This window comes from Candidatus Hydrogenedentota bacterium (assembly GCA_035450225.1).
Lineage (GTDB): Bacteria > Hydrogenedentota > Hydrogenedentia > Hydrogenedentales > SLHB01 > DSVR01.
The window spans coordinates 1-12,369 of sequence record DAOTMJ010000001.1; the positions used below are offsets into that span (position 1 = coordinate 1).

The window sequence follows — 12,369 nt, forward strand, 5'->3', positions numbered from 1 at the left end:
GACTCAATTTGACATGACCCGCCCCAATCGCTTCCTTAGCCGGGGATTACGGTTCCGTGCCCATGATGGACGCCGCGATTTTTCAATAACGGTTAGGAAACCGCTTTTCATGGAGAACGCCAGTTCCACCGAAACCCGGGAGAGTTCGGCTGTCCCGGAGTACAGCGTGATCGTGCCCTGTTTTCAGGAGGCGGCCACTCTCAAGGAGTTTCACGGCAAACTGGCGCAGTTCATTCGCGGATTCCATGCGTCGTTTGAAATCATCTACGTCAGCGATGGAAGCACCGACGGCACCATCGAGGTCCTGCGTGAAATCTTCGATGCTGATGAGACCGTAACGAGCGTGGTGGATTTGGCGCGGAATTATGGCCAGACCAACGCCTTGACGGCCGGCATCGAGCGGGCGAATGGGCGCCATCTTGTTTTCATGGACTGCGACTTGCAGGTCAATCCGGCGGATCTCGGCATTCTTATCGAAGAATTTCAAAAAGGGAACTACGATATGGTCGGTGGTCGCCGGGTCGAACGGCGGGACAACCGGGGCCGGGTCTGGATTTCCCGGTTGGGCAATGCCGTAATCGGCCGGCTGCTGGGCGTGCCGTTGCACGATCTGGGCTGCGGAATGAAGGTGCTCGACGGCGGTCTCATGCGTTCGTTCCGCACGGGGCCGCAGCGTCCGCTGGATCCGGGGGCGGCCATGCTGTGCATCCGGAGCGTGGCCGAAGTGCCGATTACGCACCAGCCGCGACGGCACGACCGTTCCCGCTGGACGCTGCGCCGCGTTCTGTTGTTGTACCGGAACCTTTTTACGAGTCTTATTCCCGGCCTTTTTCCGTTTGCCGTGGGCGCTCTGTTTTTCGTGCTTGTGATCTCTTTCATGTATGTTTTGGGGGCATGGGCGGCCCCGACTTTTTTCCCACTTCCCGGTATGGATGTGCTATTGCCGGTATTGATACTGTCGCACATGATACTGAGCCTTGTGTTCTTCATCGTTCTGGCCGAATTCATGCTGCACGGAAGCGCCGCCGAAAATGAACTAGCCTACATTGCGCGGCGTGTCTGGACGCGGCCATGGAAACCGTGTCGCGGCACGGCCGCGTCCCGCGAATCCGCGGGGAAATCCGATGGATTTACCGGATAACAAACCTCTTTCACGCCGCCTTGTGCCGGCGGGCCGTCTTTTCGGCCTTGCGCAGCGTCTGTACACGGACTTGCCCATGCGCTTGTTACGGAACGGATATGCCCTGCCGCCCTGGCAATACATCATCGAGTTGACCCGGCGCTGCAATCTGCAATGCCGGATGTGCCTCAACGCCGCCTGGCGCGCCCATGTGCCGGCGGACGAACAGCGGGATCGTGAACTTGCCCAGGATGAATGGCGCGCCGTCATTGACCAGATACCGGCGTTTCGGTTGATTTCGTTTACCGGCGGCGAGGTATTCATCCGAACCGATTTCCCGGAATTGCTCGAATACGCCGGCAGACGTCATTTCACGCATGTCATGACCAATCTCACAACCGTTTCCGAAGATCACGCCGCATTATTGGCCCGTCTTGCCGCCCGCCGCCTCGGCCGTTTGGGCCTCATGGTCGTGGGAACATCCATCGACGGGCCCGCCGAAGTGCATGACCGCATTCGCGGACTGCCGGGCGCATTCAACCGGACCGTGGAGACCATGCGGCGGCTGCTGGATGCCCGAAAAGCCCTGCGAAAAACCTGTCCTCGCCTCCACATGACCGCCGTTATTCAACGCGACAATGCCCGGACACTGGCTGAACTGCCGCGCATCGCGAAACAGGCCGGCGCCGATGAATTGTTGTTGCTATGCGAAACACGATCTTACGATCTACGAACCGATACCGTCGAAGATCCTGCCGCGATCACTCGGGCCGACATTCCATGGCCCCGGATTGACCGTGACACGCTTCGGATTTCCCTGCTTGCGTGCATGGACTCGGCGCGCGCCGCCGGTATTCGGCTGCGTTTGCCGCGCATGCCCATGGACGATCTGCTGGATTACTATGACGGTGTCGAGTTGCCCCTCGATCGCTACACGTGCCGGAGCCCTTGGTACATGCAGGGGATGGATTGCGCCGGTTACGTGGGTTCCTGCGGGTACGGACTTGTCGGAAATGTCCGCGATACCCCCTTGGCCGAACTATGGAACGGCGCACGGCAGCGACGTTTCCGGCAAGAACGGCGCGGATCGCTGTTGGCGCTATGCCCCGGATGCTGTTTTATGGAACATCGCGAAACCGCCCGGTGGATGTAGTTTTCCCTTCCACTATCCGTTTCCACCGCGATTGCGCGCATGCAACGCTTTTTGCAACCCTTCCCGAGCCGGCGCGAAATCCGGACTGGTTGCAAGCGCTTTGCGAAAATGTTCAATGGCGCCGTCAAGTTCATTGGCCAACAACATGATGCTGCCCAGATTGCAGTTGGCGCCGACGTGATTTGGATTGAGTCGCAAGGCCTGCTTGTAAAGCATTACGGCATCGTCCACACGCTGTGCCTTTACCAGCGCATTGGCGTAATCGGTGATGATATTGGGATTGTCCGGGGCGTTTTTGACGGCCTGCTCGAATTCGGGAAGCGATTCCTGTGGACGTCCTTCCGCGACCAATACGTTGGCAATATTGTAATGCGCCAGTTTGTCCGCCGGATATATTTCCAGCGCCTTTTGAAATTGGGCAATGGCTTCTTCCGGTTTTTTTAGCGCCTGCATCACCAAACCGAGATTGTTGTAAGCCAGCGGAAATTGCGGCACAAGGCGGATGGCCTCGTTGAAATGTTCGAGGGCTTTTTCATAAGCGCCCTTGCGATAATATTGGTAACCGGCGTTGTTGTGGATATTCGCGTCGTCCGGGGCGATTTGAAGCGCTTTTTCAAATTGTTCGATGGCCTCGTCAATTTTGTCTTGTTCGGCGAACGTCATGCCCAGATTGTTCAGCGCCAACACGAAATTCGGCATGATGTCCAGCGCCTGCCGGTAATAAACGATCGCCTTGTCCAACTGGCCGTTTTTATAAGCCTCATAACCGAGGTTGTTATAAATAGTGGGGTTCTTCGGATCCACGGTCAATGCATGTTCATACCAGCGCACCGCTTCGGCGGTATTGCCCAAATTCGAATAGAGCAGGCCGAGGTCGTTGGGGATATTGGAATTGGACGGGCAATTCGCCATGGCTTTGTGGAAAAAGGCGATGGCGGCGTCGGTCTGGTTCTGCGCGTCCGCGGAAAGCGCCAAATTGTAATAGGCCAATTCATCCTCACCGCGAATGGCCAGTGCCTGCCGGTATTTTTCGTCTGCTTCCTGATAGCGTCCAAGGCTTGCCAGCAGATTGCCCCAGTTGTTGAACGCCAGGGTAAAATCGGGCTTCGCCTTTACCGCCAGTTCGTAATGACGCAAGGCTTCTTCGGATTTTCCCAGGCGGGCCAAGAGCAGCGCCATGTCGTTGTGGGCGCGCGCGTCTTCCGGATTGAGGCGCACGGCTTCCTCGAAGTGTTGCAGCGCCTTTTCGTTTTCACGCTTTCGGGCCAGTTCCCGCGCCATCAGATAATGCACATCCTGATTCGTCGGATTGATGTCCAAGGCCTGTTGATAGCGCGCGATGGCCTCGTCGCCGCGGCCCGCTTCGACCAGAAGCCGCCCCAGTTTGTCGAGCACATATCCGAATTGTGGATCCACCCGTAGGGCCTCTTCATAATGTTTCATGGCCTCGTCAATTTGTCCGCGTTCCGCGAGTATTTCACCCAATTCGTTGTGGGCGCGGGCATCGTCAGGATTCAACCGCAGTGCCTCCCCGAACTCGGCGGCCGCCTCATCCTTCTCGCCCTGCATGATCAGTTCCCGTCCCAGGAGGTAATGAATGTCCTGATTGTCGGGATCCGCCTCGCGGGCGGCCTGATAATAGTCAATGGCTTTTTGCGATTGGCCTTTGGCGGCCAGCAAACGTCCCAGGCGATCCAGGGCGTACGCATACCCCGGATCAATGCGGATGGCTTCCTGGAACAGTCCAATGGCCTCGTCGATCCGGCCCCGGTCGGCGAGGATAACCGCCAAGTCCGTATAGGCGGTCTTGTCGTTTGGGGCCGTGCGGATGGATTCCTCATAGGCCGCAATCGCCTCCTCGATTCGACCCTGCTCGGCATGGATGGCGGCAATGGCGTTTCGCGCGCGCGGCTGGCTTGGATCAAGAGCGAGGGCTTTTTCAAATGCGGCGATGGCTTCGGATATTTTCCGCTGGGCCGTCAGTTCCCGTCCGTAATTGTAATAGGCTTCTTCGGACGACGGATCGGCGGCAATAATGGCCTCGTGGCGGGCAAGGGCCTCATGCGCCTTGCCTTGGGCGGCCAACAGACGGCCCATTTTTTCGAGCACCGCGCCGAAATGCGGGGCGATGGTCACGGCCTTTTCAAAATGTGCCATTGCTTCGTCCGTTTGACCGGCATTGGCCAGCAGCGCCCCCAGTTCGTGATGCGCTCGAGCATCGTTCGGATTGAGGCGGATCGCTTCCCGGTACGCGGCCATGGCCTCATCCATTTTCCTGAGTTTGACGAGAACGTTCGCCAGCATATAGTGCAGGTTCTGAAATTCAGGTTGCAGTTTCAGCGTCGCCCGGTAATGTTCCTCCGCCTCCTCGAAACGGTTCTTCTGCGCGAAACCCTCGGCCAGCCGATGGTGCATATAGGGCATCCCCGTCCCCAGATCAAGCAATTTCCGCCCTTCGTCGAGCGCTTCCGAAACGCGATTCTGACGCAGAAACGAATCCGCGCGCTGATAATGCCAGCGCGCATGATCCGGCACATAGGGGATATATTGAATGTTCACCAGCGCGCAAAGAATGGCCAATACGCTGACCACGAACGCTGAACGCACATAGGCCCTGTCGGCAGCCGCCCGTAACACGCAACTAACGGCATAGGATCCGAAGAAAATGAGAAACGGTGTTATGGGCACGCGGGCCCGGCCATTGACGAAAAAGGGAATGAAACTTAGATAATAGACCGCCACGAAGGCCAAGGCCAGCACTATCATGTCGCCGGCGCCGTCGGGCCATGGAGTGGATCGGCGCCTGAAAAGACCCAGCGCCAGCAGGCCGCATCCCCCGGCGAACAAACCCGTCAAAAGGGAAAAACCGGGCAGATATTTCAACGGACGGTAGAAATCCTTTTCGTCCTGAACCACCTTGTTGCAGGTGATTTCGAGCGGCGACCAGAACAGCACGGCCTTTTTGATCGCAAGTTTCAACGTCCGCATCTTGTGTGCTTTGGCGTAATCGAGCCCCTTTCGGAAGAAATAGGAGGAGGCCTCGGCATGGCCCAAATCGGGACGGCCCAACTGTTTCCCGAGACCCTTCACCACGTTGACGTAGACCCATACCGACCACCGGCCCGTCCCTTCCAATTCCTGCAAATAAGGCGTCCAAGGCGTGATGCCGTCCGAATCCTCGCCGTTCCCTATCAGAAAATTCTCGCCGAAATAGGTGGAAATAGGCACAAACTCCCCGGAAACCAGGTAATTGCGAATAGTAACGGGTGCAATCATGAGGAAAGGCGCCAGCGCCAAGGCAATCCATGCGGGGATCATGCGTTTCCAATTCTTCCGACGCCAAGCCACCCAAAGCATCCATGCCGCGATAAACGGTCCAAACAATAAAATGTTAGGCCGCATGAGGGCGTAGGCTCCGACAAGGATGCCCGCCGCGAACGCCCGCATGAATGTCATTTTCAGACGCCACAAACGCAACATGTGCATGAGAAGGAGTCCGAGAAACACAAAGAGGGCCGGATCGTTCAATTCGCCTTCCCAATAAATGAAGCCCCAGTAAATGGACTGTAAAAAAGCCGCAGACAATGCCGCGAGTGGGCCAAAAACACCCCTGGCCAGAAGGTAAATCAAGACGACGCTGGCCAGTCCCAATAGCAACTGGACGATTCGCGGCGCCATGTAGCTGCCGCCGGTTAGGGAATAGATTACGGAAAGATAGTAGGGATACCCCGGTGGACGAAAATAGGGCGTTGTGCGTATTTCGGGATCGTTTTCACCCGGACGGACCGTCCAATCGCCCGTGGCCATGGCGCGCGCATGGTAATCCTGGACATCCGCATCCTGCTGGGGCGCCGCAAAATCGGGGGCATGAACGATTTCCGACAGATACCACGCCCGAAGTAACAATCCGATCAGTAGGATGATGCCCAGATAGAACCATTCGCTCGTCAAAAGGAAAACAAAGCCTTTTCTGCATATCGAAAAGGTCTTTTCGGCGATTCCATGTGTTCCGGCAAAGGCGGTTTCCTCGACGGGCGTAATTTTCGTCGGGACGTGTGCCATAGGCGCTTTCAGATGTTCACGATGACTAATGCGGCGGTCCTTTCCAGACTCCATACACTTCAGACTTTGTTCAGAGTACCGGATTATTGCTTCGGGACACAACCAAGGCGTTCCCGCCGCATGTCGGGGACGCGGCAAAGTGGTCGCGTCTACGGTAGAAGCGACATTTTGACGATTCCACACACGGTACGAGGAGACCGTGAAGAAATAAACGATCCGGCCGCATGAATTGGTTTTGAATTTCAGCGGATTGAGACGTTCAGGACTTGGTCTTGCGTGAGAATCGCCTCGGCGACAAGTGTTATCGTTACGCGGGCTCCGTTCACCGCGAACGTGGATTCGACAGGGACGTCGCCAAGGGTGACATTGACGGCTGTGACGGGTGTTCCGGGGACGAACTCGAACGCGAGCGTTTTGACGCGGAGACGGCCCCAGCGAACCTCGATGCGATCTTCCTGCGCGCCGCCTTCCCGTTTTTGCGCAAAAATTCCCCAGCCTTCCGCGGCGGTAAAAGCGGAGATAAAGTGGCCGGGCGCGATGCGCGGGGCGAATCCAATGTGTCCCTTCGGTCCGTGATGCTCGAACCCCTGCAGGGCCGTGAATACACCCCAGCTTGCCATGGCGCGCGCATAATGGTCGCCGCATTCGACTTCGTTGTACGGATTGCGCTTGATCGGGTGATAGCGATCATGGACGGCGCGGCACATCGCAAGACCCTCTTCGACCATTCCTTCCGCGATCATGCCCGACGCGACCTGGTATTCCATGCCGGTCCAAACCTCATCCTTGTAGATGACGCCTTGGTTCAGGTATGCGCTCTTCGGCCATGTGCAGACGATAAGTCCCGCTTCGCCTGGATTTACAAACCAGCGCAAGGGACGGTGCAGATCGTTATAGACCGCGATATCCGGCGCCCAGTTGTATTTCCAAATCGCCGCCAGTGCCCCGCGCACGTTCGCCTCCGGATACAACGTGCCAAGATTCAATTGGCGTGCCCACGTCTGGCCAAAAAGTTGATCCGACAAACAGCCGGGACCGTACTGATTGGCCGGGAAGCGATCTAGGTCCACGTCTTGAATGAAATACTCGCCGTTCCACAGGCGTTCCACGCTCAACCGGCTGCCGCTGTCGAACACGCGACGACAACGATCCGCGAATTCGGCGTCGCCCATCTCGCGCGCCATTTCCTCGCCCGCGCGCAGGGCCGCAAGATAGAGCGAGCCGACGAAGGTGTTAGCGCCCTCGAAATTGATGTCGTAGGTGTTCGGCTGGGTGTTTTCAATCAGGCCGTCGTCGTTTTCATCCTGCGCGAGCATATATTCAAGGGCCTTCTTGGCCGCCGGATAGATTCGCGCGAGGAAGTCGCCGTTGGCCGACATCAAATGTTCCCGATAGGCCTTGAGGATGGTTCCACATTGCCCGTCGGCGGCGTAGTTGTCGTCGCTTCGGAAACCGACGAGGCCCGTGTCGGGATGAAATCCGCCCCCGCTCGCGTTGAAGTCCTGCAATTCACGCGCGGATCGCGCCAATTCGGGGAAAAGACGCGCTTCGGCATGCGCGTAGTTCCAGACGTGTGTGCAGGTGCCGGCGCAGCACACGACGCCTTCGAACGCATAGAAGCGCCCATTCGCCCACCATTGGCTCGTCCCTGTCGAGAGATACGAAACCGTCGAGTGCAAACGGTCGAGCAGCCAGCACGGCAGCGTGCCGTCGTAATAGGTGTCTCGCCATTTGAACGTGTCGCCGACGAGTCGCGGCTGATTGTCGAACACGTAATGCGCGACGGCGGGCGCGTCCTCGAAGCGCGTGGCGTACTCGTGGCCGTTGGGGATGTTGGGGAAATGCCATGAAAGCACAAAGGCGTATGTGCGCTCCGCGCCCGGTGCGATATCGCCCCGCGCCGTTGCCAGAGCCGCTACCCGCCGTTCGGGAAAGGGGTACGGATCCCCGTTGGCGACAACCGCCTTTTGTCCGTGGCCGTCGAGTGTTGCAAAGAGATCGTTTGTGGTGGCCGGATCGCCCGTTTCCTCGGCAATGGCCAGGCACATCGTGCCGCAATCGTACAGCGCGGAGACGGGGCCTGTCGGACCCCCGCGGCGGGTGTCCGCCATTTCAATGTGATCCACGTTGATGTGGGCCCAGCCGCCGCCGCGCCGGTCCACAATCTGGATTTGCGCCTGCTTGCCTTCCAGATCGCCGACGTTCCAGTAGGCGGCGCCCAACGCCTCGCTGTTGCCGCCCGCGGCCGTGCGAACCACGGCGCCGTCCACCAAAAGATTGATACACGTCTCGCCCGCATACTGGCCGCCGCCAATGAGGAAGTTGATATATTTGCGGGACACCGTGAAGGGGGGCGAGGCGAGTTCCCCCGTCAGATCGTCGTTGCCCTTCCATGAATTGACGAGACCGGCGCCCTCATATCCGGAAACCGGCTGCTGGCCGGGAAAACCGCCCTTGGCCGGGCCCGTGCCGAATGCCTCGCCGGCAACGGTCCAATCGCCGTAGGTTTCACCTTCGAAATCCTGCAGGAGAATCGGTGGCCGGTCCGCGGGCGCTCCATCCATTTTCGGGGCATCCTCGGCGGAATGAATGATGAAATTCCGGCCCCTGTCGTTGACGATGCGCGTGCGGCGGAGGCCGGGCATTTCGGACGCCGTATACCGGCAGACGGCATTTTCCAGCCAACCGAGCAGGCCCGTGTTGACGGGCGCGGCGGAAACATTCTTCAGCGTGACGAGAAACACGGTCGCGGGCAACGCGCTGTCCTTGGCATTGAGCGGAATGAAGGGCGAAAACGCCTGCATCGTCGCTTCGATCGGAAAACCGTCCTCCTGATAAGCAATCGTCCCAACGGGATACTGGCCGTTGAAGGAAATCCCGGTAAAACCGGTTCGATTCAACGCGCGCACCGTGAATTGACCGCCCTGCTGCACGACAACCGCGAACCCCTGTTCCACGGGATGGTCCGGAATGCGCGCGCGGTAACTGACATCGCCCGTTCCGCGGAATTCATGGCGGTTGAAGATCTCCCAGCAACCGAGCGTCCCGTCCCCGCATAAATACAACTGACCCGTGCCGAAACCACCCACCGGCATGCCGATCGTGTCGAGCGACTTGCCGGAGAACACCTCCTTTTCGCCCCGCGCGTAGAGACTCTGCACCCATCCCCGCGCAAGGGACTTTTCCGCCGGAATGGGATGATCCGCCCATCCGACGGCGACAAACCCGGAAAAAAGACCGAAAAAAACCATGAATACCGTTTGCTTTGTCATGGAAATCCTTGTTCCCTCTACTGAAAACGAGTCTGAAGTGGACGTTGCCCACAACCCAGTTTCTCGTGCTCGTAATCGCTCTCAAAATCCAGCGATTTTCGCCCACGCTTAATCATGGAACTTCATTTGGTTGCACAAATTGCCCAAGACTTTCTTGTTGTTTTTTATAGCAGCCTGATTTAAGGTACTGAAGCGCCATTTTCATTTTGACGGATTCATAGTATAATAAAAGTGGCCTCTGGGGCCAATGGAGGGAGTAGCCCGTCTTCGAACAATCTGAAAAAGTGGGTCTGATCGCGGGATGAAGGCGGTAAATGATTCGAACGGTGTCGTGCCGCATGAAACGGGAGGATGTGTGATGCTGTATTTGCGTGGTTTCAAGGTAGGCGTAATGGTTCTATTGGGTTTGGGCATTGTCTTGTGCATGGCCGGCGAATGGACCTCTTCACCGGTATTTGGACAGGATTCGCAGGGATACCGGCTTCCCCGTTGCCAGGTTATATCCCGTACGCAGGAAAAATCGGGAGTTGTCATCACGTCCGTACTGCTGTATCCCGAACGCGACGCCACCCTGTATCAGGACGCCTCGGGCGCGCTTGCCAATGGCGCGGGCCAGTTTTTCTTCTGTGGAACAAATGCCTCCAGTGTCATCCGGCGAGGATTAATCTATTTCAATATTATGGACAATGTTCCTGCGGGCGTGACAATTACCGATGTGGAACTGCGGATGTACATGTCCGGCGGAACAAACAGTCCAACCGATGTGAAATTGCATCGGGCGCAAAACGATTGGGGCGAGGGCGGGTCCAATCCAGCCGGTTCCGAGGAGGACGGCGTCACCGCTCAGACCGGTGATTCGACATGGCTGCATCGTTTTTACAGCACGGATGTCTGGGCAAGCACGGGGGGGGATTTTGCGACGACGGCCAGCGCATAGAAGCGCGTGGATTTTCCGGGATGGTACGTGTGGCGTTCGGCCCAATTGATTACTGACGTGCAGGACGCGGTGTCACAGATTCATCCCAATCGGGGCTGGCTCGTCGCGGGCGACGAGTCAACCGCTTCCACAATAAAACAGTTTGCCTCGAAAGATCATCCCAACACGGACTTCTGGCCACACCTTATCGTAACCTATGAAGACGAAGCAGGCGAAGGGGAAGGAGAGGGTGAAGGCGAAGGGGAAGGCGAAGGAGAAGGAGAAGGAGAAGGAGAAGATTTATGCACTGCTGTCTTGTCGCCGGTTGACGCGGGAACGACCGCCTCCGGAACCGCGCGTGAATTCACGAATTATGCCGGAACGAATTACATCGAGGTTATACATACCGTTCCATCGCCCACAGGCGCTTATATTCTTGATGCCGAAGGCAATGTCGGCGTAGACCTTGGATCGCCGGCCAGCCCTATTCATCACGATCTGACGGAAGCCGAACTGGAGTGGCTCGATTGGCGGTACAGTTTCGGTACGCGACTCTACGTCATTGTTACCAGCGCCGCCTACCCCAATGGCGAAATATCCGGACGCTTGACGTGTCTATATCAACAGCAATGTCCCTTTGCATTGAATGGAAACCAAGTCGTTCCGCCGGGCGCAAGCGAGGCCACGGGCAGCGGCGAAATGTACCTTGGCATGCTTTGGTTTAGTTTTTACATTGAACACAATGTATCGAATCCCACCGCGGCATGGATAGGCAAGGCGCCCTCGGGTGAAAACGGCGAACTCATTGCCAATCTTGGAAATCCCACGAGCCCAATAGATGAAACCGTTTATTTTACTCCCGAAGGCTTCTTCACGTTTCTCGAAGGCATGTACGATGCCGAATATTATGTCGTAATCGAAAATGCCGACGGCCAGCAGATTCGCGGGCAAATTGCTTGTTATACCGGAGAAGGCGAAGGGGAAGGCGAAGGCGAGGGCTACGACCCCTGCGAAAATAATCTCTTCAACGACGGAAGTTTTGAATCCGGCATCCAAAACGCCTTCTGGACCCAGCAATCCGTCAATTTCCCCGAACTTATCTGCGACCTTGTGCATTGCCCGATCGCCGCGGGTTCCCATACCGGCGAATTCTTTGTGTACTATTACGGTTATGATCGCCCTGATCAGGCCTATGTCGAGCAGATGGTCAACATGCCCGCCGCTAATGGCGCCACGCTGTCGTTCCGGTTCCAAATCGGACGCGGGAGCGGGAACGGAACGGATGCGTTCAAGGTGCTGGCCGATGGAACGGAAATCTGGTCCGTGACCGAAAACGATACGAACTATCTGGGAGAATACAAGGAAATCCTCTTGGACGTTGGAAATTTCGCAAACGGTTCCAGCCACATTTTCCGGTTCTTGGGCAATCTTGCGGCCGCCCCGTCTGGTTCCAACAGCATCTTTTATCTTGATGATGTATGCCTGACCGCCCAAGGCATCCTGCCGATGGCGGACTTTACCGCTTTACCCCTGTCTGGACAGGCCCCGCTACACGTGCAATTTACCGATGCCTCCAAGCCCGGCAGTTCGTCCATTACGGCATGGGCGTGGAACTTTGGCGATGGTGGTTCAAGCACACAACAAAATCCCACCCACACCTATGCCGCGCCGGGTTCCTATACCGTTGGTTTGACCGTAACCACATCATTGGGCAGCAATACCAAAACGAAGGAAAGTTACATCACGGTTACCAGCGGAGGCGAAGGCGAGGGTGAAGGCGAAGGCGAAGGTGAAGGCGAAGGCGAAGGCGAAGGCGAAGGCGAAGGCGAAGGCGAAGGCGAAGGCG

6 protein-coding genes are annotated in these 12,369 nt (G+C 57.2%); 4 read left to right on the forward strand and 2 right to left on the reverse strand.

Features of this window, described 5'->3' with window-relative positions; all coding sequences use genetic code 11:
• Positions 1 to 109 precede the first annotated feature (109 nt).
• Both P5540_00005 and P5540_00010 read left to right on the forward strand, forming a co-directional pair.
• Positions 110 to 1,141: a glycosyltransferase family 2 protein gene (locus tag P5540_00005; GenBank protein ID HRT63180.1), complete on the forward strand. Its 1,032-nt coding sequence runs from the start codon at positions 110 to 112 to the stop codon at positions 1,139 to 1,141.
• A complete protein-coding gene (locus P5540_00010; GenBank protein ID HRT63181.1) occupies positions 1,125 to 2,273 on the forward strand; it encodes a radical SAM protein in 1,149 nt (382 codons plus the stop codon). The genes P5540_00005 and P5540_00010 overlap by 17 nt, the downstream gene beginning before the upstream one ends.
• 12 nt (positions 2,274 to 2,285) lie before the next feature.
• Here P5540_00010 and P5540_00015 read toward each other — a convergent pair whose 3' ends face one another.
• Complete coding sequence (locus P5540_00015; GenBank protein ID HRT63182.1) at positions 2,286 to 6,335, reverse strand: tetratricopeptide repeat protein; 4,050 nt, start codon at positions 6,333 to 6,335, stop codon at positions 2,286 to 2,288.
• Between the two features lie 242 nt (positions 6,336 to 6,577).
• Positions 6,578 to 9,607, reverse strand: a complete 3,030-nt coding sequence (locus P5540_00020) for a GH116 family glycosyl hydrolase (GenBank protein HRT63183.1) — start codon at positions 9,605 to 9,607, stop codon at positions 6,578 to 6,580.
• A 358-nt stretch (positions 9,608 to 9,965) separates the two neighbouring features.
• On the opposite strand from P5540_00020, the gene P5540_00025 reads away from it, so the two are divergent.
• Positions 9,966 to 10,544, forward strand: coding sequence for a hypothetical protein (locus P5540_00025; GenBank protein HRT63184.1), 579 nt, complete (start codon positions 9,966 to 9,968; stop codon positions 10,542 to 10,544).
• Between the two features lie 27 nt (positions 10,545 to 10,571).
• Positions 10,572 to 12,369: PKD domain-containing protein (locus tag P5540_00030; GenBank protein ID HRT63185.1), on the forward strand; the 1,798-nt coding region annotated here is incomplete at its 3' end.

Excerpts from the sequence above, each read along its gene's own strand:
- P5540_00025 (HRT63184.1), top strand. The coding sequence starts at position 9,966 with ATGCTGTATTTGCGTGGTTTCAAGGTAGGCGTAATGGTTCTATTGGGT.
- P5540_00005 (HRT63180.1), top strand. The coding sequence starts at position 110 with ATGGAGAACGCCAGTTCCACCGAAACCCGGGAGAGTTCGGCTGTCCCG.
- P5540_00010 (HRT63181.1), top strand. The coding sequence starts at position 1,125 with ATGGATTTACCGGATAACAAACCTCTTTCACGCCGCCTTGTGCCGGCG.
- P5540_00015 (HRT63182.1), bottom strand. The coding sequence starts at position 6,335 with ATGGCACACGTCCCGACGAAAATTACGCCCGTCGAGGAAACCGCCTTT.
- P5540_00020 (HRT63183.1), bottom strand. The coding sequence starts at position 9,607 with ATGACAAAGCAAACGGTATTCATGGTTTTTTTCGGTCTTTTTTCCGGG.